Raw genomic sequence first — 22,097 nt, 5'->3', positions numbered from 1 at the left:
TCCTGTAAAAGCAGTACACAGAAGGAGAACAATCAATAGTTTTTGAATCATTTTCATCAACCTATCGCTTTAGAAATTGCCTCAATCACACGGTCAGCCTGGAATGGTTTTACAATAAAATCTTTAGCCCCTGCCTGTATAGCATCAATAACCATTGCCTGCTGTCCCATTGCAGAACACATAATAATTTTCGCAGAGCCATCAATTTTTTTAATTTCTTTTAATGCCGTTATGCCGTCCATCTCAGGCATTGTAATATCCATTGTTACAAGGTCAGGAGATGTCTCTTTGTACTTTTCAACTGCCTGAGCACCGTCAGCAGCTTCACCCACCACTTCAAATCCGTTCTTAGTTAAGATATCTTTAATCATCATGCGCATAAAAGCAGCATCGTCTACAATCAATATTTTCTTCGCCATGTTATTAACCCCCAGCTATATTAGCGTAATTTATTTAAGCGGTCTGACTTACTGACAATATCGGTAAGCCTTACACCAAAGTTTTCTTCAATCACTACAACTTCACCTTTAGCAATTAATCTATTATTAACCAGAATATCCACCGGTTCACCAGCAAGCTTATCCAGCTCAATAATTGAACCTGATGTCAGCTCCAGAATTTCCTGAACCGACCTTTTTGTACGTCCAAGTTCCACTGTAACCTGCAGCGGAATATCAAGAAGCAGGTTGAGGTTTCTCGATTCCCCTGCACTAAGCCCTGGCGTATCGAATTGAGAAAACTGTGCAGGCTGAACATCAACGCTTTTAGAAGGTGCGCGATCTCTGTTCAACTGGATGTCAGTCTCTTCAGGCATTCTTGATGAATGGTTTACTCTTTCATCCTGTTCAGTGTACGTATCTGCAACCCTGCTTTCTTCTACTGGTGCCGGCCTTTCAGCCACTGGCGCGGAAGCAGCTGCTTCATTCACAGCTTCAGCCTGTCCGCCACCCATTAATTGTTCTACAAGTGATTTCCCGAATTCCAATGGGATCAGCTGCATAATGTTCGAATCAATAAGTGAACCAATTTTTAAATTAAACGAACTTTGTATGACATGATCTTCCTCAGGTAAATTACCCATACCAGCCTGATTCTCCAGATCCATCAAATCAATTGTTGGCGGTGATATGTCAACCTTTACGCCAAAGATGGTGGACATAGAAGTTGAAGCAGAGCCCATCATCTGGTTCATGGCTTCCTGTACTGCGCTTAACTGAATTTCTCCCAGGTCGTCAGAAGGATCAGTTCCATCTCCACCAAGCATTAAATCAGCAATAATCGCAGCATCTTCCTGTTTAATGACTAACAGGTTGTTACCTTTTAATCCTTCTGTGTAATGCACATTGATTGCAACTGAAGGATGAGGAAATGAATTCGGAATATCTATTGTTTTTACTACAGTTACTGTTGGTGTTGTTATCTCAACCTTCTGGTTAAGAAGCGTTGAAAGCGCAGTTGCAGAACTGCCGAAAGAAATATTTCCAATCTCTCCTAACGCATCGATCGCCACCTCATCAAGCTGTTCGGACGGTTCATCGTTATTTTCTTCCGGCTCATCATCTGCTGTGCCTTTTAACAACGCATCAATTTCATCTTGGGAGAGCATGTCATCACTCATCATCGTCCTCTCCTCCTTTCACTTCTTCAATAATTTGGACACCAATTTTTTTACCTATTTGCCCAGGCTGTGCAATGAATTTTGGAATATCACCTATTTTCAAGACCACAGGTTCATCATATCGATGACTTAATTCGAGCACGTCACCTACTTCAAGCATTAAAAATTCCTCAATTGCCAGCATAGACGAACCAAGTTCAGCTGAAATTGATAGATCAGCTTTTTTAACACGTTTTTCAAGCTGAAGCTGTTCTTCAGGTTTTAATTCTTTTTTCTGCGACTGCATCCAATGCTTAATTGATAAATTAGGCATAATTGGCTCCAGTACAACGTGTGGAATACAAATATTCATCATTCCTGTCGATTCTCCCACTGCAGTATTCAGTGAGATCACGACGACGGTTTCGTTTGGAGAAATGACCTGCAGGAATTGAGGATTAACTTCAAAGTCAGTTAATATCGGATCAATGTCCGCTACATTTCCCCACGCTTCCCGTAAATTATCAAAAGCTCTTTCAAATAATGTAGACATAATCTTCGTTTCAATTTCTGTCAGGTTATCAATTTTGCTGACACTTGAACCATGACCGCCTAGCACCCTGTCCATCATGGCATAGGCGATGTTCGGATTAATTTCCATCAGTATTTTCCCATCAAGCGGCGGCACTTCATAGACGTTAAGAATTGTCATTTTGGGCACCGACCGTATAAATTCCTCATATGGAATCTGATCAACAGATGCTACATTTATTTGAACATATGTCCGGAGCTGGGCAGAGAAAAATGTCGTGAGCAGCCTGGCAAAGTTTTCGTGAATTCTTGATATACTTCTGATTTGATCTTTTGAAAACCTTAGTGCCCGTTTAAAGTCATAAACTTTAACCTTTTTTTCCTGCTCTTCTTTTTTGATCTCTTCCGCTGACATCTCACCTGTAGAGATGGCTGACAGTAATGCATCAATTTCATTTTGCGAGAGAATATCTCCAGCCACGCTAATTCACCTCCGTCCATCTGCATCTTTCATTATTGAACGACAATAGATGTCGTATAAACCTGAATGACTTCACCTTCCTGAAGAAGCTCATTCACCCGGTTTTTCACTATTTCTTCAAAAGCATTTTTTCCTGCGCTGCCTTCAAGATCTGATCGAGTCATCTCGAGCAGTTCATCGATTAAAATATCTTTCACCTGGAACTCCAGCTGTGTTAATTCTTCAGCTGCTTCCTTGCTGTCTGTCTGAATCGACATAGACACTCTGGCAAAATTATTACTGCCAATATTTGTCGTAACTTCAGGAACCTCTACAGTTGCCTCTACGATCTCTGCAGCAGACAGTCTGACTTCTTCCTCTTCTTCTCCGTCTTTTGCCAGCTGATTCGTCACTACAAGGACGATCACACCAACAAGCGTAATTGAAACGAGAATAATGAGCATCGTTAATACAAGCTTATTCTTCATCTGCAACATCTTCTTTCAAATGTGTCATATTCAACACATGGATTGTCCGGTAAAAATCTGTAATTTTCACCTTAATATCGCTCATTGAATCTTTCACGACATATTTTTTACCGTTTGTCAGCGTAATCGTGGTGTCCGGAAAAGCTTCTACTGCTTCGATATAAATGGCATTAATCATAAAATCTTTATTATTCAGTCTTTTAACATGGATCATAAAAGCCGGCGTCTTCATCATAGCTGAAGACGCCGTCACCCCCTCACCGGATTATCGCTTCAGATTAACTAACTCTTCTAAAATTTGGTCAGATGTTGTAATAATACGTGTATTTGCCTGGAATCCACGCTGAGCTGTGATCATCTCAGTGAATTCCTCTGAAAGGTCAACGTTGGACATTTCCAGTGAACCTGCAGAGATTGAACCGCCGATTGTTTCAACATCACCTACATTTGCAACTCCAGAGTTAACTGATTCCTGGAAGAGATTGTTTCCGGCTTTTACAAGACCAGCAGGATTATTAAAGCTTGCAAGACTTAGAGATGCCATTGGTTCAACGAGACCGTTAGAGTATACTGCATTCACTATTCCACCTTGAGAGACTGAGAAGCTTTCGATTGTACCGTCAAGATTTCCGTTGGCTCTAGCTTGGACACTTACTTCACCAGGCAGGTTAGTTAGATCTTCAACGTCTATATCAAGATCATTGAGGTCAAATGTTCCACCATCACCAATATCAATCGGTCCTCCACCTGTAAGCTCAGCTTCTCCATCAGCATTGAATGTAATATTCATTGTGACAGAATCAACTGGATCAATTGAGTTATTGATTACTTCAAGATTCCAATCGTCAGTCGCACCGTTAGGCGACATTCTCATTTCAAATGTATGTTCTTGACCATTGTCATCAACAATTTTCATTTGCTGGGAAACAGAATAGTTCGGATCAGAAACTGAATTTGAAAGGTTCCCACTCAATGCCATCTCAGTAGAAGTTTGTGCAGGCAACACGCCACTTGAATTAATCGTAATGTCTTCCATCACACCGTTATCAAACTGCTGAACTCTGTACCCATCACCATTTACGAGCGTACCTGCCTGGTCAAGGTAGAAGTTCCCGCCTCGTGTATAGAGGTTTTCTCCACCAGGACCTTGTACAACGAAGAATCCATCGCCATTAATTGCTAAGTCTAATGAACGTCCCGTTGTCTGAAGTGATGCCTGAGTTTGAACGCTGTCAATTGTTGCTGTTACAGATCCCAGTCCAACTTGCAGCGGGTTTTTACCTCCGCGGCCGTCCTGTGCAGCGGATGCGCCAGAAATCGTCTGGTTCATCGCTTCCTGGAATGTTACACGGCCCTTTTTAAAACCGAATGTGTTAACGTTTGCGATGTTGTTACCAATTACATCTAATTTAGTCTGGAAGTTTTTAAGTCCTGCGATACCTGAATACATTGAACGAATCATGTTGTTTTCCCCTTTCGTGAGCGGCTTCTGTCAGTCGGCCAGCTCATAGGCTCCTTTATCTAAGGTCCACCTATTCTAAAATAATTGTGCCATCAATGTCCGTGAAAATTTGGTCTTGTAGGTCTTTTTTATCCATTGCGGTTATGACAGTTCGATTTTTCACACTGACAATCAGTGCGGCCTGTTCAAGCAGTACTAGTGAGTCTTTTACACCTTTACTGTCAGCTTCATTAATTTTATCTGTTACTCTTTGCCATTGATCCTGTGAGATCTGAATATTACGGGATGACAGTCTTTCATTCGCATGTCTGCTGAATTTCAGCTCTTCCCCTATTACCTGCTGAAGCTTGTCAGCAAATCCGGACTGTTTGACCTGTTTTTTTACAGGAGCTGCCGGTGGTGTGTGGATCGGGTTAAATCGGATCTGCTCCATTTTTTCAATTCCTTTACTGTGCGATTTTTATCAGCTCTTCCGCACTCACACGCTGTTCATTTTCCGTATGCAGCCAGATCGCGCCATCTTTTCTCGTTACAGAAACAACTGTGCTCTCAAGCTCTTTGTCATCTTCCATCCAGCTGACTTTCTTGCCTATCAGCATACTCGCCTGCTGCAGTGTGTTTTGTGCTTCCCCATTGTTCAATTCTGAGATATTGCCAGGCGTAAGTGTCGTACCATCTGAAAGTGTGAACTCAACTGAACCACCCTTGAATTTAACAGTCTCAACTTGACCCCTGCCGTTTACAGGTACTTCTTCTCCATCAACGCTTTCCATCTTATCCCATTTCACATTCTTGCCCACAAACTCGTTATATTGAATTAACGCTGTTTGTTCCTGCATTGAAGCGAACTTTTCAAATGAAGAGGCCATATTCGTCATTTGCTCAAGACTTGAGAAATTTGCCATTTGAGAGATAAACTCTTTATCTTCCATCGGCTTAGTTGGGTCCTGATTTTGCAGCTGGGCAATGAGCAGCTTTAGAAACTGATCTTTTCCCATTGTTTGATCTTTTGGTTCCAGTTTCTTTTTTTCCAAAGAAGAGAGATACAAATTTTCGTTAATACTCGTTGGATTCAATCATTACACCTCAATATTTAAGAATATGTCATGGAATGACACTTGTTCATCATCAGGCTGATCCTGCTGTTCATGCTGTTTTTCACGCTTTTCATTGTTTTCCTGATGTTTTTCGCCGTCTTTATCAAGTCTGTTTTCACTTGTCTGAGCCTGCATGATTTCAATTTTTTCAACCTGCAGATTCTGAGCGCTAAAAGACTGTCTTAACTGATTCAGTTGAGAATCAATCATTTCTTTCGCTACGACAGTTGAAGCAATAATTCTCGCTGTCATCATTCCGTCTTTTTGCATCAGTTCAATTTTCAACGTTCCCAGGTGCTCCGGCTGAAGTCGGATCATTAGTTTTTCAGTGCCATTTACTTTTCCAAAATTCGCTTTTTGCATCACGTTTTGGAATTGCTGCATTAGTTGTTGTGCAGAATCCGATTGTCTTAAAGGCGGGTTTAATGACCATTTAACCGGTCCGGACTGTAACTGCAATGTCTGTAAATTCAGCATTCCTGTTTCACTTTTCAATGGTTCTGGAATAACTGATGTTTGTTTTAGAACTTCTTGTTTTAAAGGTGCCTCTAAATCTCTCACAGCTGACTTGAATAATTTCTCTATCGTTTCAAGCACATCTGACATGTTTTGCTGCAATTGAGATTTTTCTGTTCCGGCAGATTTTTTAGGGTCTATTAAAGCAAGCCCTTTGGTCAGTAAAGCCAATTTTGCTAAGTCGTCATGAACCAACTGCGATTTGTCACCTGAAACATCAGTTTTTACCGTTCCTTCGTTCACAGCTAATTGCTGAAATAATGCGTGTATTACTGTTGATAAAACCTCAGTATTTTCATCCTGTTCACCAGGAACTAACTCTTCTGCATTGAATGCTGGAAGTTCAACAATCATATTTTCTAATTCACCGACCGTTTCCTCACTAACACCTGCTGACATTAACAACTCATTGACAGTCATATCCTTCATTTCTTCTGCATCAAACATCATAAACATTTGTTTCAAAGTTGGATCCAGATCATTAACCTCTTTTAAAAATGCTTGTAAGTCCTCTGTATTCAAGGCCTTTACCAGACTTCCAAAAAGTTCTTCCAATTCTGGTAAGCTTTCAACGTCAATGTCCACTGTCTCTCCACTCATTCCGAGCAGTAGACTGCTGAAGCTGTTCTGTGTGTTTTCCATGCTTTCTTTCACACTGCCAAGCTGTTGAGTAACCTGCACCGGCTGTAATGTTACGTTTCCTACCAATTCATTTTCACCTCCCTTCAAGTATTATTGTGTACGGTTCGATATGAGTTCTGTATATCGTGCAGCATCTTCTGCAGGCATCGCTGAAAAGATTTCCGATACATTTTCAGCTGAAAGGTTGGCAAGAATCCGTATCGCATCTTCATCGTTCAGGTTCATAATGATTGGTGCTGCTTCTTTCCCTTTCATATCCTCGTACACTGTTACTACCTCTGCGAACTCTCTGCCAGCAGATTCACGTTCGTTCTGAAGCTGCTCAATCTCCGCCTGCAGTCTTTCCTGATCTTCGATTAACAGATCGTTTTCATCTTCCAGACTAACCATTTCCTGCTCCAGCCGGCTAATGAGTGAATCTTTTTCTTCTATTTGTGCCTGAAGACTGACAATACGTTCTTCTGGGTTAACAGGAGTGTTTTCCGGCTGTTCTTCTTCACCAACGAAAGGAATGTTGATTCCTGCTTCTTCTGCTTTATCGACGATATTATAATCCATTATCGATAACACAATAAGCGTTATAAAGATCAGAAAGAGAAAAGGCACAAAAATCAGCAGAAAAAAAACTTGTAATTTCCCTGGAGATTTAGCTTCTTCAGCTTCACTCCGGATAGACTGTTTTTGCTGTTTTTGTTTCATTTTTTTCACCTTTTTCTGCGGTTGATAAACTGTGCGATAGACAATTCATTCATCTGATCTCTGTCAGCCTGTTCCTGCTCTGCAAGAAACCGCTTTTTATCGTGTTCCCTGATCTTTTCATATTTTCTGACTTCAATATTTCTTTCCATAAGCCGGTGTTCGTGACGCTGCATATTAGTTCTGGCGTCCATCACCAGTTTTTGCTGATAAGAGATGCTTTTTTCAATATTTGTTAAAAACTGCTGACCATGTCTGAGTGATTGTACCGGGATGCCCGTTTTGATCTGATCTGCTTGTGACCCTTCCATCAGTTCTTTCTTCTTTAACAGCTCATAAAGCTTTTGTGCCATTTTTTCAAAAGAATCCACAGAGGTTTTATAGCGATCTTCTGCTTCTTTCTGCTCCCTTTCTCTAACAGTCAGCACGCGTTCAAATCTATATTGATAAGTCATAAATTACCCCTCACCTTTTTCTGATAATTGGATTAACTGCCCTGCAGTGTCAGACAGCTTAACTTTTTCATCAGTTGACTGTTTTAAAAACTGCTTAATAACAGGCTGATATTTTATTGCTTCATCAATTTCTTTTGACGAGCCTTTTTTATAGGCACCAATATTGATTAAGTCTTCAGCCTGCTCATAAGTACTCATTAACTCTCTCATTCTTTCAGAGGCTCTGAGGTGCCCTTTTCCAGCGATGTGGTTCATTAATCGGCTTACACTTTTTAAAATGTTAATCGCAGGGTATTGCCCTTTATTCGCAATCGACCGATCAAGAACGATGTGGCCATCAAGTATGCCTCTTACGGTGTCAGCGATTGGCTCATTCATGTCATCACCATCTACAAGCACCGTATAAAATGCTGTGATACTGCCATTCTCATTTGTGCCTGTGCGTTCTAATAATTTTGGCAACAGACCGAACACTGATGGTGTGTATCCTTTAGTAGCAGGCGGTTCTCCAACTGCAAGTCCAATCTCCCGCTGAGCCATCGCTACTCTGGTAACCGAATCCATCATTAACATGACGTTCAAGCCGCGATCCCGAAAATATTCTGCAATAGCTGTTGCTGTTAAAGCGCCTTTAATCCTCATTAAAGCCGGCTGATCTGAAGTGGCAGCGATGATGATGCTTTTTTTCACACCTTCAGGCCCAAGGTCACGTTCAATAAATTCCCTTACTTCACGTCCTCGTTCACCAATCAGCGCAATGATGTTCAGGTCTGCTTCAGTGTTTCTTGCAATCATACCGAGCAACGTACTCTTACCCACTCCGCTTCCTGCAAATATACCGACTCTTTGCCCTTTACCTACAGTAAGCATGCCATCGATTGCTTTAACCCCTACTTCCATTACTTCATTAATCGGTGGGCGCGTCAACGGGTTCGGGGGTTCCTGTTCTGTTGTCACCTGCCTCATTCCGGCTGGCAGTTTGCTATTGTCAATCGGATTCCCCAAAGGATCAACGATTTTCCCAATCAGTGCTTCTCCAACACTAATCTCTAGTGGTTTTCCACTCGCCTCAACAATACTACCCGGTGCAATATCCTGAACATGTGTGAATGGCATTAACACAACCATTTCATCTTTGAAACCAACTACCTCAGCTTTAATTTGGATGGTCTGTTTTCTGGCGCTGGAATGCACATGTATGTAACAAACTTCTCCAATTGAACTTTCAGGACCCTGAGACTCAATCATCAAACCGATGACTCTCTTGACTTTTCCATAATGCCGAACCGTTTTAAGAGATGAAATATGCTGTATTAATTCTGCTGCCTTCATTTTTTGCTCCCCAATATCTCAGCCAGACCAGCTTTCAGCTCTGACAGCTGAGTATCAATACTAATATCGATTCTTCCATTTCCGGTTTCAATAAAGCATTTGTAAGGTTCCAGTTCTTCTTCCGGATAAATATACAGCTTTACATCGGTCGGGAATATTGCCAGCAGTTCTTCTCTCTCTTCCTGAAGGAATGAAAATTGCTGAACTGCTGTATAAATTTTAATCTCTTTCATTTCACGCGCTTCTTTGATGCCTTTTTTAACAATAGGAAGAAAACTTTCAGGTGATTCTTCTAATTTCTGTGACATGATTTTTTCTGCAGCTTTTATGGATAGCTCAAGAATGACAAGTTCATTTTCTTCCAAATGAGCTTGCAGCGTGCTTTTTGCGGAAATTACAACCTCTTGCGCTTCTTCGATCAGCTGTGATACATCACTGTATCCTTTGTTTCGACCTTCTTCATATCCCTGTGCAAATGCTTCTTCGTAAGCCTGCTTCTGCAATTCTTCCTTCTCTTTTTCCCAGTGATTTCTTTTTTCATCTATTTGCGATAATAGCTTTTCAGTTTGCTGCTGCGCATCTTCAAGTAATTTCTGTGCCTGTTCACCGGCATCCATCATTAACCGGTTTGACTCTCTGCGCGCCTGTTCAACTGTCCATGACAACGTATCATCTGTATGTGCAGCATCGGGCATAATTTGTCTGAATGGAATAGATTTCCCTATCGTTTGAGACTCACCGACAAATCCTGATTTGATGATTCTAGACAATGACATCATCTCCCCCGCCGCGGGCAACTATGATTTCCCCAGCTTCTTCAAGCCTTCTTATTACGGCAACAATTCTGCTCTGTGCCTCTTCAACGTCACGGAGTCTCACAGGACCCATATATTCCATCTCTTCTTTGAAATTTTCAGCCATACGCTGTGACATGTTTCTGAATAACACGTCTTTGACATCGTCCGCTGATACTTTCATAGACAGCAGAAGATCTTCGTTTTCACAATCTCTGATCACACGCTGTATGGAACGATTATCGAGTGTGACAATATCTTCGAATACAAACATTCTCTTTTTAATTTCTTCAGCAAGTTCAGGATCCTGTATTTCGAGAGAATCCAGAATTGTTTTTTCTGTTGCTCTGTCTACTCCATTAAGCACTTCTACGACTGCTTCTATTCCGCCTGTTTCAGTGTGATCCTGCTGTACAGTACTTGAAAGCTTTCTTTCAAGTACAGATTCAATTTCACTGATTACTTCAGGGCTCGTGCTATCCATTACTGCAATTCTTTTTGCAATGTCAGCCTGAACATCCTGAGGAAGGCTCGACAAAATCTGACCTGCCTGTTGTGGGTTCAAGTAGGATAAAATAAGCGCAATTGTCTGTGGGTGCTCATTTTGAATAAAGTTAAAAATTTGCATCGGGTCAGCTCGTTTTGCAAAATCAAACGGTCTCACCTGCAAAGAAGATGTCAGTCTGTTAATGACCGCACTTGCCTGGTCAGCTCCCAATGCTTTCTCAAGTACGGATTTCGCATAACCTATACCGCCTTGAGAAATATAGTCCTGGGCGAGAGCAATATGATGAAATTCTTCTAAGATCTCTTCTTTAATTTCTGATTCGACTTTTTTCACACCTGATATTTCCAGCGTCAGTCGCTCTATCTCTTCTTCATCCAGATGCTTATAAACAGAAGATGCTACATCAGGGCCAAGGGAGATGAGCAATATTGCTGCTTTTTGCTTCCCACTTAATTCTTTTTCTCTTCTAGCCACCTATAACACTCCTATTCATCTGCAATCCATGATCTGAGAAGTTTTGCGAATTCTTCAGGTTTTTCTTTTGCCATTTTTTCAAGCTGCTTTCTTTTAAGTGTACCTTCTGTTTCTTTTTCATTGTTCACATCAGGTACATCAATTGGTTCTTCAACTGTCATAAACACTTCTTCTTCTTCAACCTGTCGGCGTGAACGTATAATAAAGAAGATTAAACCAATGATTACCAACAGCAATACGCCGCCTACTATATAGGCCCATAAAGGGATAACAGGAGCGACTTCAGCTTCAGCAAAATCTGCTCTGCCATTAAATGTCTGGGCAGATACAACGACTTTATCTGTAATTTCTTCAGGCGTCAGCTCATTGGCTATATCAGCATCAATTGATGTACTGATAATTGTTTCAAGCATCGTTTCAATATCATCTATACTTTGTTGCGGAAGTGTTGCCGGATCTTCGGGGTCTGGCGGCTCAACCATTACCTGAAACCCGATATCACGGATTCGATATGGACTCTCAACAATTTCTCTTCGAATTCTATTTACTTCGTTATTAATTGTTTCTTCTTCGCGTTCATAGTCCCCATTGCCCTGGTCACCTTCGACAAACCCTACAAGATTATCAGCCGGGTCTTCGCCTTCCGGAACGCCGCCAGCAGCATTCGTCCCTTCAAAGGTTTCAGTAATACGTCTGGCACTGATTTCGATGCCTTCCATATTCTCTTCATCAACAGGAGTCACTAGATTTTCTTCTCTATTTTCCTGATCAAAATCAATGTCTGTCGACACGCTGACAACCACTTTATCCTGACCAACTAATGTACCAAGCATCATTTGAACCTGACGCTGCAGATCTCTTTCAATTGTTTGTTTCAATGCCATTTGATCTGACAAGTTAACACCTGCAAATGAAGAATCCTGATCTTTCATGTCAAAGTATTCAAAAAACTGATTCATAATGACGATATTCTCTGTAGGAAGGTCTGGCACACTTTTTGATACAAGGTGATACAGTGAATTGATCTGACCTTCATCAAATTGATAACCCGGCTGTGTATTTACTACAACTGAAGCTGAAGACTGCTCCGGATTATCGTTTAAAAAAACACCCTGTTCAGGAATTGTAATCATAACAGTTGCATCCTGAACGCCGTCTATGCTTTTAAGTAATGTAGCAATTTCAGTCTGCATGGCATCTACATGCATGACTTTAAATTCATTATCAGTCATTCCGAATCCGGCATTTTCACTAAAAAATGAGTAGTCTATGTTACCCGAATTAGGTATCCCTTCAGCAGCAAGCTCTACCATCAATGTCTCAGCCTGAGCTTCGGGCACGAGTATTGCAGTTCCGCCTTCAGTAATTTCTGAAGGAATTGCTCTGCCGTCCAGCGTTTCTTTAATCATACCGGTTTCTGAAGGGGTAAGATTACTGTATAGTGGCACCAGTGTTTGTCTGGTAGCAAAAATAGCAGATAATACAATAATTAATATGATAAGTGCTGCGATACCACTAAATAAATACCACTGTTTTTTAGTTTTAGTGCCGGCGAATGTCTTTACTCTGGTAAAAATTTGTTTGAATCTTTCGTTCATGACAATCCTCCGGTCTCCCTTTTAAAATTACCGATCGTTATACAGGCATCCTCATAATTTCCTGATACGCTTCAACAGCTTTATTTCTCATTTCCATCGTCAGGTTCAGGGAAACTGATGCTTTTTGGGAAGCAATCATGACGTCATGAAGTTCAACATCCTCACCATTAATCATTCGGGTTGTCATTTTGTCACTTTCAATTTGTGCAGCGTTTACTTCATTAATAGAATCTTTCAGCATGGCTGCAAAATTCTGTTGTGCATTATACGGTGAAATTTTAGCGGAATTTTGTTGTGTTGATGGGTTAATCAGGTTCAATCCCGCAGTATTCATGTTTTGTATCATCATTTAGTGTACTTCCTTTCCAACTTTAAGATCGTCCAATTTGTAATGCCTGCATCATCATAGACTTGTTTGCATTAAAAACTGTGACGTTTCCTTCATATGATCGAGTAGCTGACATCAGATCAACCATCTCACGCAACGGATCGACATTCGGCAATTCAACATAACCATCTTCATTTGCATCAGGATGCTCAGGATCGTACAAAAGCTCACCCGGTGTTTCATTGTCTTCTATAATTCTTGAAACTGTTACACCTTCGCCTGCATGAGAAGGCTTGTTCATAGCCGTATTCAGCATTGAAGAAAAGTTTCCTTCCTGCGGCTTCAGCACGACTGACTTTCTCTTATAAGGCTGCCATTCTCCATTTTCAAAAGTCGCTCTTGTTGTATCAACATTTGCCATATTAGATGAAATAACATCCATTCTCAGGCGCTGACTAGTCAATGCTGATGCCGTTGTATTCATTGAATGAAACATACTCATTACTGACCACTCCCTCTGATTACGCTTTTAAGAGATCCGAATTTCCCGCCTATTCTTTCAATCAGTGAATTATAGTAAATTTGATTAGTTGCTAAGTCAGCCATTTCTTTATCTACATCAACACCGTTTCCGTTTTCACGAACACTGTAAGAACGTTGCGAGATACCCGTACCACCATCTTGTCCAACTGAAAGATCAAAGTGTAATGGATGAGCATTCCTACGATTAGATGTCATTTCTATTTCATCTTGTAACATTGTCTTAAAGTTTACGTCTTTAGACTTATAACCTGGTGTATCCACGTTTGCTACATTATTTGCAATGACTTTCTGCTTAACTGCAGAATAATCAAGGCCTCTTTCGAGATTGTTAATTGTGCCTGAAAATAAGTTCATATTAGCACCTCATTTCCTTATTTTTCGACCTATTGTCTAATTTTCAGACAATATAAAAAATCACTTATACATCATTTTAATGGTAGGACCATTGATAGTCTACACTTTATCCGTAAAGTTTTATAGTTATAAAGATCTATTTTTAAAAAACAATACTTTTATATCAGTTTATTTGCTGGTATGAATGTTTTCAAAAAGTTAAGTACAATATATGGAATGACTATTACAAAGCACCTTAGAGGCGTTATCTATTTGAAATGAAAGTTCCATTTTCATACTGTCGAAATTTGCAACGGATTTCATCAACATTCACAAAATAGACATATTTTATATTCTACATATCGTCAAAAAAGACAACAGAACATTCTGTTGTCTTAGAAGGGTGTTTACAGATATATAATTTGATTTGATCACTCCGCCAGACCTTTAAACCAAGTCATGCAATAAAATCATTTTAACGATATAAAAAAAGCCGGCGGATGCCGGCTTTTAATTAGTTTCTTTTCATATTTTCAAGTTCAAACAGGAACTTATCATTTAACACTTTAATATATGTTCCTTTCATACCAAGTGAACGTGATTCAATGACGCCTGCACTCTCAAGTTTTCTTAGGGCATTAACGATCACCGAACGTGTAATTCCAACGCGGTCAGCAATTTTAGAAGCTACAAGTAAACCTTCCTTGCCATCAAGTTCCTCGAAAATGTGTTCAATTGCTTCAAGCTCGCTGTATGAAAGTGAACTGATCGCCATTTGAACAACGGCTTTCGTTCTTGCTTCCACTTCGATTTCGTCAGCTTTTTCACGGAGGATTTCCATCCCTACTACTGTTGCACCATATTCTCCAAGAATGAGATCATCGTCTTCAAATGCCTGTTCAACACGTGCAAGAATCAGCGTTCCAAGACGATCACCACCGCCAATAATAGGAACAATCGTTGTTAGTCCTTTGGCGAAAAGTTCTTTGTTTTCTACCGGGAATGCAGTATAACCACTCTCGATATCAAGGTTTGGTGAAGTTTCCGTCACATTGAACAGGTTCTTTGTATACTGCTCAGGGAACTGACGATCTTCAAGCATCTGCTTCATTCTTTCATTTTCAATTAACTGATTGACAGCAAAGCCTAACAACTTCCCTTTTCTGCTTAAAATGAATACGTTAGCTTCGATGACATTGCTTAACGTTTCCGCCATTTCTTTAAAATTGACCGGCTTACCGGCTGATTGTTGTAACATTGAGTTAATTTCTCTTGTTTTTCCTAGTAAATTCATATCCTGAATTCCTCCTGCGATTGATCTATTTTTAATTTTTCTTACCATCTTTCCCTTAATCGAAAAACTCAAAACATCTATAAGATAAACTCACTTAAATCTCTGTTCCCTGCAATTTTGCCCAGCTTTTCATCGACATAAGCGGGCGTAATTGTTATGGTACCCAGCGTAATGTCAGATGCCTCAAACGATAAGTCTTCCAGCAGTTTTTCCATAATTGTATGAAGTCTTCTTGCGCCAATGTTATCCGTTTCCTGGTTCACCTGGAATGCAATTTCGGCAAGTCTGCGTACTGCATCCTCTGTAAACTCCACTTCAATACCTTCAGTCGCCATCAATGCTGTATACTGTTTTAACAATGCGTGATCCGGCTCAACCAGGATACGTACAAAGTCTTCCACTGTAAGTTTTTGAAGTTCAACGCGAATCGGAAATCTTCCTTGCAGCTCCGGTATTAAGTCCGATGGTTTCGCTGTATGGAAAGCGCCTGCTGCTACAAATAACACGTGATCAGTTTTCACCGGGCCGTATTTAGTATTAACAGTTGAACCTTCTACAATCGGCAGAATATCTCTTTGAACACCTTCTCTCGAAACATCCTGTGAGCTTGAACCTGATGACTTAGATGCAATCTTATCAATTTCATCAATAAAAATCATACCTGTCTGTTCAGCGCGGTACAGCGCTTCTTGAGAGACTTCATCCATGTCGATCAGCTTGTGTGCTTCATCATGGGTCAGCACTTTTCTGGCATCCTTAACTGATAACTTTCTTTTCTTTTTCTTTTTCGGCATCATATTGCTGAGCGCATCCTGGAAGTTCATCCCCATCTGCTCCATACCTGATCCCTGAAGCATGTCATACATTGATGCTGACTGACTTTCATCAACTTCTACAGTGACAATCCGGCCTTCAAGTTCGCCGTCTTTCAATTTTCGGGCTATTTCTTTTCTTTTTTCACTTAATGATGATTCATCTTCCTGAACATCAGATTCTTTATCCTGATTCTGCTCATTCCCACCAAACATCATTTCAAATGGATTTTTAAAATTTTGCGATTTTTTTGCAGAAGGAACAATTAATTTAACCAGCCTTTTGTTCGCATTTTCTTCTGCCTTCGCCTGGACTGATTCCATTTTTTCATCTTTAACGATTCTTACTGCAGTTTCCATCAGGTCACGCACCATGGATTCAACATCCCTGCCGACGTAACCGACTTCAGTAAACTTCGTCGCTTCTACTTTAATAAAAGGAGCACCAACAAGTTTAGCAATTCTTCTTGCGATTTCAGTTTTACCAACACCTGTTGGACCCATCATCAGAATGTTTTTTGGGATAATCTCATTTTTCATTGCTTCATCCAGTAAATTTCTTCTGTATCGGTTTCTGAGTGCAACTGCCACAGCTCTTTTAGCATCGCGCTGACCTACAATGTACTGGTCAAGTTTTTCAACAATCTGCTTAGGTGTTAACTCTGTTGACTGTCTCATTCGACCGCCTCCTTATAGCTCTTCAACAATGATATTATGATTTGTATAAACACAAATATCCGCCGCTGTGTGTAAAGCTGCATCCGCAATCTCTTTTGCACTCATATGGTCACCAGCGTGCTTCATTAACGCTCTGCCGGCTGATAAAGCATAATTGCCTCCTGAGCCAATTGCGAGAATACCATCATCAGGTTCAATTACTTCTCCGGTACCTGATATTAAAAGCAGTCCATCTTTATTCATCACGATCAGTAATGCTTCAAGACGTCTTAGTACTTTGTCGCTTCTCCATTGCTTAGCAACTTCCACTGCTGCTCTTTGAAGGTTGCCGTTATATTCCTGAAGCTTGCTTTCAAACATTTCAAACAGTGTGAATGCGTCCGCTACAGAACCTGCGAATCCTGCCAGTACCTGACCGTTGAAAATTTTCCTTACTTTTCTTGCTGTGTTTTTCATCACAACAGCATTTCCGATTGTCACCTGACCGTCGCCGGCCATAGCAGCACCATCTTTATGCCTGATTGCAAAAATTGTAGTTGCATGAAATTGTTCCATGTACACCCTCTTTTCTTTTAGCTCAGTTAAAGTTGGCTGTTGATTTCCGCTTCAGGGGGACGCTTTCCGTGGCCGGGCGCTGAGCCATCAGGCTTCGCCGTGATTGTCTCACCTGTCCCTTCCTGCCACAGGAGTCACCCCCTTACGCTCCAATCACCAGCTGTGTAGAAACAACAATGGACTTTAACAAAGCCTCTCGTTTAAGCTCTTGGATGAAATGATTGGTACGTATTTTTTAAATGCTCTTTCGTCACGTGCGTATATAGCTGAGTTGATGAAAGGTGAGCATGTCCAAGCAGTTCCTGGACCGTTCTCAAATCCGCTCCGCTATTCAGCATATGCGTTGCAAATGTATGTCTCAGCATATGTGGATGTATAGAATGGTTTAAGGAAGTCTTTTCAATGAGTTTACTCAGGATATGGCGAACCCCTCTTGAAGTAAGAGGTGCTCCTCTATGATTTACAAATAAATAAGAATGCTCTTCCTTCTTCATCATATTGCCGCGTGCATGCTTTATATAGTCGTTTAATGCATCTCCGGCAAAATGTCCAAACGGCACATATCTTTCTTTACTTCCTTTACCTTTAATCAGGACTGTCCCAATCGTCAGGTCAAGGTCTTTCATCTGAATACCTGTACATTCAGCCACCCGTATTCCTGAAGCATACAAAAGTTCGAGAAGTGCTTTGTTCCTTTTGGATAAAGGATCCTCTCCGCTGCACGCTAAAAAAAGCTGCTCCATTTCATTCTCATAAAAAAAATGAGGCAGCCTGCCTTCTTTTTTCGGATGAATAATATAAGACATCGGATTAACAAATTCCGGGTTCTCTCTATTTAAATAGGTGAAAAAAGTTTTTAAGCTAGAGATCTTTCTCGAAACCGAGGCGCGTGAATAGGAATGCTCATGCAAACTGACCAGATATCCTCTGGCGAGCAGATCATCCGTTTCATTAATATGTTTAACTCCTTCACGGCTCAAAAATTCAAAAAAATGATCAAGATCGTGAATATAGTGTTCAACTGTTAATGATGAGTAATTCTTTTCAGTTTGTAAATATTGAATAAAAGAATGTTTCGCTTCATCAGAATATTGAATCATTTTCTCACCTCACAAAAGCCTCTAAATCTTATCATGGTTTAGAGGCTTTTGCAATAAATATCACACTTTTTTCGCAAAGTTCTGAATTGTTTCGATTGCCCTTTCAGCATGTTTTTCTGCACGTTCTTTTTTATTCTTGATTCTTTCACCCAGATCAGGGAATAAACCAAAGTTTGCATTCATCGGCTGAAAGTTCTTCATGTCAGCCTGTGTGATATAGCGCGCCATGCTTCCCATAGCAGTTTCCGCAGGGAATAACAAAGGATCTTCCCCTTTAATTAAACGGGCTGCATTAATTCCTGCAATTAATCCGCTGGCTGCTGATTCAACATATCCTTCTACACCAGTCATTTGACCGGCAAAGAAAAGATCTTCCCGGGCTTTCAGCTGATACGTTGATTTCAAAACACTCGGTGAATTAATGAACGTATTTCTGTGCATCACACCATACCGGACAATTTCTGCATTTTCCAGACCAGGAATCATTCTGACCACTTCTTTTTGAGGCCCCCATTTTAAATGTGTCTGAAACCCTACAATATTATAGAGTGTTCCAGCCGCATCGTCCTGTCTTAGTTGAACAACTGCATATGGTCTTTTTCCTGTCTTGGGATCTTCAAGTCCAACCGGTTTCATAGGACCAAACAGAAGTGTTTTTCTGCCTCTTGAAGCCATTACTTCTACAGGCATACAACCTTCAAAATAAATTTCTTTTTCAAATTCCTTCAGCGGTACTACTTCAGCTTCAATCAGTGCATCATGAAAACGATTAAATTCTTCTTCAGTCATTGGACAATTCAGGTATGCTGCTTCCCCTTTATCATAACGTGACTTTAAATAAACTTTATCCATATCAATGCTGTCTTTTTCCAGGATAGGTGCTGCTGCATCATAGAAATATAAGTACTCTTCACCAGTCAGTTTTTTAATACTCTCCGCAAGTCCTTCTGTCGTAAGAGGGCCAGTGGCAATAATCGTAGGGCCTTCCGGAATTTCAGTAATTTCCTCTGAATGTACTGTTACGTTCGGATGGTTTTTAACCTTTTCAGTCACATATCCTGCGAATTCATGACGATCAACCGCCAGTGCACCACCCGCTGGAACTGAACTTGCATCAGCAGCTGAAATAATGACAGAATCCAGTGTACGCATCTCTTCTTTTAACACACCTACTGCATTAGTGAGACTGTTTGCACGCAATGAATTACTGCACACTAACTCTGCAAATTTATCTGTATGGTGAGCCGGTGTTTGCCTTACAGGTCTCATTTCATATAAATCAACTGCGATTCCTCTCTCAGCAATTTGCCAAGCTGCTTCACTTCCTGCTAATCCTGCTCCAATTACATTTACACTCTTCATAACAATTCCTCCATTCCTAAACTCACAAGAAAGAGCCTGGCGGAGAAACCGCCAGGACTTTTTTATACCTGCTGTTCTTCTTTATAATCGCAATTCGGGCATTGAATCTGATTACCTTTTTTAAGTTTCTTTTCGATCAACGTAGTCTCACACTTCGGACATTGTCTGTCGACCGGCTTATCCCATGACAAATACTCACACGATGGATAACGGTCACATCCGTAGAAAATTCTATTTTTCTTACTTTTTCGTTCGATCACATTGCCTTCTTTACAGGTTGGGCACTTCACACCAATTTCTTTTACGATCGGCTTAGTGTTTCTGCAGTCCGGAAAGTTGCTGCAGGCCATAAAACGTCCATAACGGCCCATTTTGATCACCATTGCATTCCCGCATTCTTCACAATCTTCCCCTGCATACTCATCTTTGATTTCAACCTTTTCCATTTCCTGTTCGGCTTTTTCAAGGTGACCTTCAAAGTCCTTATAAAATTCATCAATGATCTTTACCCATTGTATCTGACCTTCTTCTACATCATCAAGTTCTTTCTCCATTTTTGCAGTAAATTCCACATCGATAATCTCCGGGAAAAATTCTACAATCAATGCAAGAACTATTTCTCCAAGCTCAGTAGGTATAAATCGTTTGTTATCTAAAGAGACATAGCCCCTTTTCTGAATTGTATCCAGAGTCGGTGCATAAGTTGAAGGTCTTCCAATACCCAGTTCTTCAAGCGTCTTAACCAGTCTGGCTTCCGTATATCTTGGAGGCGGCTGAGTAAAATGCTGTTTAGGTTCGATATCATCAGACGAAACAGTCTCACCTTCCTTAAGATCAGGTAAGTAGTTCTCCTTGTCATCTGACTGATCATCACTGCCTTCAATGTAGACCTTCATAAAACCCGGGAACTTAACTTTTGAGCCGCTTGCTCTGAATTGTACGTCACCATTCATTAAGTCAACGCTCATGGTATCCATTACAGCTGGTGACATACGGCTGGCAACGAAGCGTTCCCAAATCAATTTATAGAGACGGTACTGATCTCTGCTCAGATATTGTTTAACTGAGAGCGGAGTTCTTAAAGCACTGGTAGGACGGATTGCTTCATGGGCATCCTGAGCATTTTTGCTTTTTTTAGAAGCTTTCGGTTTGTCATCAGCAAGGAACTCTTTTCCATACTGCTCTTCGATGATACCGGCTGCTTCAGCTTTCGCCACATCAGACACACGTGTGGAATCCGTTCTCATATACGTAATCAACCCGACAGTACCTTCTTTTTTACCTAGATCAATCCCTTCATACAGCTGCTGTGCAAGCATCATTGTCTTTCTTGCTCTGAAATTTAATTTACGGGCAGCTTCCTGCTGAAGAGATGAAGTAATGAATGATGGAGCGGGATTTCGTTTCCGTTCTTTTTTTGTTACATTTTGAACTTCAAACTTCTTACCCTTCATCTGGCTCAAAACTTCTTTTACGTCTTCTTCGTTTTCAAGCTTTTTCTTTTTACCCTTTAACCCGTAAAAGGATGCCTGAAAATCTTTACTGCCTTTTTTAAACTGACCATCGATTGTCCAGTATTCTTCAGGCTGGAAATTTTTTATTTCATTTTCACGGTCGATAATCAGGCGAACTGCAACTGATTGGACACGGCCGGCACTCAGTCCTTTTTTTACTTTCTTCCATAGTATAGGACTGATATTGTAACCAACAAGACGGTCGAGAATTCTTCTTGCCTGCTGAGCGTCTACTCTGTCCATATCTATTTTTCTCGGATGCTTAAATGATTCCTTAATCGCATCTTTTGTTATCTCATTGAAAACTACGCGGCATTCCGAATCAAGATCCAGGTCCAGACTGTGAGCAAGATGCCAGGCGATCGCTTCACCTTCTCTGTCGGGGTCAGCCGCGAGAAATACACGTTTTGCTTTTTTGGCAGCCGTCTTCAGTTCTTTTAAAACAGGACCTTTACCTCTGATGGTAATATATTTAGGTTCGAATTCATTTTCGACATCTACACCCATCTGGCTTTTTGGGAGATCTCTGATATGTCCCATAGATGCCTTCACTTTATACTTTTTTCCAAGATACCGCTCAATCGTCTTTGCTTTGGCGGGTGATTCTACAATTACTAAAAAATCTGCCATTCTTAATCCTCCCTGGAGGTTACTCAACCTTCATATGCGTAAATATATGTGCAACTTTTTACATTTGTCAATTATTTATTGATTATATAGATGATTGGCTGAATTAATCCACAGCTATTATAATTAAATCTGCAGAAAAGCCAACACGTCAATCTTGTTAGCGTTTACACCCTGAAATTATGAAAAATCTCTTCTTATGTGCAATTATGGTCTGAGACACAATGTAAACTATATTTTTTCAAATTGCAACTTTTTTTATTTTTGACTTTGATGCTAATTGACTCTATTTTGACTATTT

At 40.5% G+C, this 22,097-nt stretch carries 24 protein-coding genes; all 24 read right to left on the bottom strand.

The window, feature by feature from the left end:
- Positions 1-56: 56 nt before the first annotated feature.
- Complete coding sequence (locus E2626_RS02905) at positions 57-419, bottom strand: response regulator (RefSeq protein ID WP_134379496.1); 363 nt, start codon at positions 417-419, stop codon at positions 57-59.
- A 20-nt stretch (positions 420-439) separates the two neighbouring features.
- Positions 440-1,621: a flagellar motor switch phosphatase FliY gene (gene fliY / locus E2626_RS02900; protein ID WP_134379494.1), complete on the bottom strand. Its 1,182-nt coding sequence runs from the start codon at positions 1,619-1,621 to the stop codon at positions 440-442.
- Positions 1,611-2,609, bottom strand: a complete 999-nt coding sequence (gene fliM, locus E2626_RS02895; RefSeq protein ID WP_134379492.1) for a flagellar motor switch protein FliM — start codon at positions 2,607-2,609, stop codon at positions 1,611-1,613. The genes fliY and fliM overlap by 11 nt, the downstream gene beginning before the upstream one ends.
- A 32-nt stretch (positions 2,610-2,641) precedes the next feature.
- Positions 2,642-3,076 carry a flagellar basal body-associated protein FliL gene (gene fliL, locus E2626_RS02890; RefSeq protein WP_134379490.1) on the bottom strand — a complete coding sequence of 145 codons (435 nt, stop codon included), beginning with the start codon at positions 3,074-3,076 and terminating at the stop codon, positions 2,642-2,644.
- The gene (locus E2626_RS02885; protein ID WP_134379488.1) at positions 3,066-3,290 is read right to left on the bottom strand and encodes a flagellar FlbD family protein; all 225 of its coding nucleotides are present in this window, start codon (positions 3,288-3,290) and stop codon (positions 3,066-3,068) included. Before E2626_RS02885 ends, fliL begins: the two co-directional genes overlap by 11 nt.
- A 51-nt stretch (positions 3,291-3,341) precedes the next feature.
- Positions 3,342-4,538, bottom strand: coding sequence for a flagellar hook protein FlgE (locus tag E2626_RS02880; RefSeq protein WP_134379486.1), 1,197 nt, complete (start codon positions 4,536-4,538; stop codon positions 3,342-3,344).
- Between the two features lie 70 nt (positions 4,539-4,608).
- Entirely contained in the window at positions 4,609-4,971 is a 363-nt protein-coding gene (locus tag E2626_RS02875; RefSeq protein WP_134379484.1) for a TIGR02530 family flagellar biosynthesis protein, read from the bottom strand.
- 13 nt (positions 4,972-4,984) lie between these two features.
- The gene (gene flgD, locus E2626_RS02870; protein ID WP_134379482.1) at positions 4,985-5,614 is read right to left on the bottom strand and encodes a flagellar hook assembly protein FlgD; all 630 of its coding nucleotides are present in this window, start codon (positions 5,612-5,614) and stop codon (positions 4,985-4,987) included.
- A gap of 3 nt (positions 5,615-5,617) precedes the next feature.
- Positions 5,618-6,859: a flagellar hook-length control protein FliK gene (locus E2626_RS02865; protein ID WP_134379480.1), complete on the bottom strand. Its 1,242-nt coding sequence runs from the start codon at positions 6,857-6,859 to the stop codon at positions 5,618-5,620.
- A gap of 24 nt (positions 6,860-6,883) precedes the next feature.
- On the bottom strand, positions 6,884-7,492 hold the full coding sequence (locus E2626_RS02860; RefSeq protein ID WP_134379478.1) for a MotE family protein: 609 nt from the start codon (positions 7,490-7,492) through the stop codon (positions 6,884-6,886).
- 5 nt (positions 7,493-7,497) lie between these two features.
- Entirely contained in the window at positions 7,498-7,944 is a 447-nt protein-coding gene (gene fliJ / locus E2626_RS02855; protein WP_134379476.1) for a flagellar export protein FliJ, read from the bottom strand.
- 3 nt (positions 7,945-7,947) lie between these two features.
- Positions 7,948-9,276 carry a flagellar protein export ATPase FliI gene (gene fliI / locus E2626_RS02850; protein WP_134379474.1) on the bottom strand — a complete coding sequence of 443 codons (1,329 nt, stop codon included), beginning with the start codon at positions 9,274-9,276 and terminating at the stop codon, positions 7,948-7,950.
- Complete coding sequence (gene fliH, locus E2626_RS02845) at positions 9,273-10,046, bottom strand: flagellar assembly protein FliH (protein ID WP_166786716.1); 774 nt, start codon at positions 10,044-10,046, stop codon at positions 9,273-9,275. The genes fliI and fliH overlap by 4 nt, the downstream gene beginning before the upstream one ends.
- The gene (fliG, locus tag E2626_RS02840) at positions 10,039-11,052 is read right to left on the bottom strand and encodes a flagellar motor switch protein FliG (RefSeq protein WP_134379470.1); all 1,014 of its coding nucleotides are present in this window, start codon (positions 11,050-11,052) and stop codon (positions 10,039-10,041) included. Before fliG ends, fliH begins: the two co-directional genes overlap by 8 nt.
- Positions 11,053-11,063: 11 nt before the next feature.
- The gene (gene fliF / locus E2626_RS02835; protein WP_134379468.1) at positions 11,064-12,650 is read right to left on the bottom strand and encodes a flagellar basal-body MS-ring/collar protein FliF; all 1,587 of its coding nucleotides are present in this window, start codon (positions 12,648-12,650) and stop codon (positions 11,064-11,066) included.
- Positions 12,651-12,687: 37 nt separating this feature from the next.
- On the bottom strand, positions 12,688-12,996 hold the full coding sequence (gene fliE, locus E2626_RS02830) for a flagellar hook-basal body complex protein FliE (RefSeq protein ID WP_424955115.1): 309 nt from the start codon (positions 12,994-12,996) through the stop codon (positions 12,688-12,690).
- 25 nt (positions 12,997-13,021) lie between these two features.
- Positions 13,022-13,480 carry a flagellar basal body rod protein FlgC gene (gene flgC / locus E2626_RS02825; protein ID WP_134379464.1) on the bottom strand — a complete coding sequence of 153 codons (459 nt, stop codon included), beginning with the start codon at positions 13,478-13,480 and terminating at the stop codon, positions 13,022-13,024.
- Positions 13,480-13,875, bottom strand: coding sequence for a flagellar basal body rod protein FlgB (gene flgB, locus E2626_RS02820; RefSeq protein WP_134379462.1), 396 nt, complete (start codon positions 13,873-13,875; stop codon positions 13,480-13,482). The genes flgC and flgB overlap by 1 nt, the downstream gene beginning before the upstream one ends.
- Before the next feature lie 493 nt (positions 13,876-14,368).
- Entirely contained in the window at positions 14,369-15,148 is a 780-nt protein-coding gene (gene codY, locus E2626_RS02815; protein ID WP_134379460.1) for a GTP-sensing pleiotropic transcriptional regulator CodY, read from the bottom strand.
- A gap of 77 nt (positions 15,149-15,225) precedes the next feature.
- On the bottom strand, positions 15,226-16,638 hold the full coding sequence (gene hslU, locus E2626_RS02810; RefSeq protein WP_134379458.1) for an HslU--HslV peptidase ATPase subunit: 1,413 nt from the start codon (positions 16,636-16,638) through the stop codon (positions 15,226-15,228).
- A gap of 12 nt (positions 16,639-16,650) precedes the next feature.
- Positions 16,651-17,193, bottom strand: coding sequence for an ATP-dependent protease subunit HslV (hslV, locus tag E2626_RS02805; RefSeq protein WP_134379456.1), 543 nt, complete (start codon positions 17,191-17,193; stop codon positions 16,651-16,653).
- A 200-nt stretch (positions 17,194-17,393) separates the two neighbouring features.
- A complete protein-coding gene (gene xerC / locus E2626_RS02800; protein WP_134379454.1) occupies positions 17,394-18,293 on the bottom strand; it encodes a tyrosine recombinase XerC in 900 nt (299 codons plus the stop codon).
- Positions 18,294-18,353: 60 nt separating this feature from the next.
- The gene (gene trmFO, locus E2626_RS02795; RefSeq protein ID WP_134379452.1) at positions 18,354-19,655 is read right to left on the bottom strand and encodes an FADH(2)-oxidizing methylenetetrahydrofolate--tRNA-(uracil(54)-C(5))-methyltransferase TrmFO; all 1,302 of its coding nucleotides are present in this window, start codon (positions 19,653-19,655) and stop codon (positions 18,354-18,356) included.
- Between the two features lie 62 nt (positions 19,656-19,717).
- Entirely contained in the window at positions 19,718-21,799 is a 2,082-nt protein-coding gene (topA, locus tag E2626_RS02790) for a type I DNA topoisomerase (RefSeq protein ID WP_134379450.1), read from the bottom strand.
- Between the last annotated feature and the right edge of the window lie 298 nt (positions 21,800-22,097).

Source organism: Jeotgalibacillus salarius, from assembly GCF_004405125.1.
GTDB classification, from domain to species: domain Bacteria; phylum Bacillota; class Bacilli; order Bacillales; family Jeotgalibacillaceae; genus Jeotgalibacillus; species Jeotgalibacillus salarius.
Note: the sequence above shows the minus strand (reverse complement) of the source record. Positions and strands in the feature narration are given on the sequence as shown.

Coding starts and splice junctions, on each gene's coding strand:
- E2626_RS02905 (WP_134379496.1), bottom strand. CDS start 419: ATGGCGAAGAAAATATTGATTGTAGACGATGCTGCTTTTATGCGCATG.
- fliY (WP_134379494.1), bottom strand. CDS start 1,621: ATGATGAGTGATGACATGCTCTCCCAAGATGAAATTGATGCGTTGTTA.
- fliL (WP_134379490.1), bottom strand. CDS start 3,076: ATGAAGAATAAGCTTGTATTAACGATGCTCATTATTCTCGTTTCAATT.
- E2626_RS02885 (WP_134379488.1), bottom strand. CDS start 3,290: ATGATCCATGTTAAAAGACTGAATAATAAAGATTTTATGATTAATGCC.
- E2626_RS02880 (WP_134379486.1), bottom strand. CDS start 4,538: ATGATTCGTTCAATGTATTCAGGTATCGCAGGACTTAAAAACTTCCAG.
- E2626_RS02875 (WP_134379484.1), bottom strand. CDS start 4,971: ATGGAGCAGATCCGATTTAACCCGATCCACACACCACCGGCAGCTCCT.
- E2626_RS02860 (WP_134379478.1), bottom strand. CDS start 7,492: ATGAAACAAAAACAGCAAAAACAGTCTATCCGGAGTGAAGCTGAAGAA.
- fliJ (WP_134379476.1), bottom strand. CDS start 7,944: ATGACTTATCAATATAGATTTGAACGCGTGCTGACTGTTAGAGAAAGG.
- fliI (WP_134379474.1), bottom strand. CDS start 9,276: ATGAAGGCAGCAGAATTAATACAGCATATTTCATCTCTTAAAACGGTT.
- fliF (WP_134379468.1), bottom strand. CDS start 12,650: ATGAACGAAAGATTCAAACAAATTTTTACCAGAGTAAAGACATTCGCC.
- fliE (WP_424955115.1), bottom strand. CDS start 12,996: ATGATACAAAACATGAATACTGCGGGATTGAACCTGATTAACCCATCA.
- flgC (WP_134379464.1), bottom strand. CDS start 13,480: ATGAGTATGTTTCATTCAATGAATACAACGGCATCAGCATTGACTAGT.
- flgB (WP_134379462.1), bottom strand. CDS start 13,875: ATGAACTTATTTTCAGGCACAATTAACAATCTCGAAAGAGGCCTTGAT.
- codY (WP_134379460.1), bottom strand. CDS start 15,148: ATGAATTTACTAGGAAAAACAAGAGAAATTAACTCAATGTTACAACAA.
- hslU (WP_134379458.1), bottom strand. CDS start 16,638: ATGAGACAGTCAACAGAGTTAACACCTAAGCAGATTGTTGAAAAACTT.
- hslV (WP_134379456.1), bottom strand. CDS start 17,193: ATGGAACAATTTCATGCAACTACAATTTTTGCAATCAGGCATAAAGAT.
- xerC (WP_134379454.1), bottom strand. CDS start 18,293: ATGATTCAATATTCTGATGAAGCGAAACATTCTTTTATTCAATATTTA.
- trmFO (WP_134379452.1), bottom strand. CDS start 19,655: ATGAAGAGTGTAAATGTAATTGGAGCAGGATTAGCAGGAAGTGAAGCA.
- topA (WP_134379450.1), bottom strand. CDS start 21,799: ATGGCAGATTTTTTAGTAATTGTAGAATCACCCGCCAAAGCAAAGACG.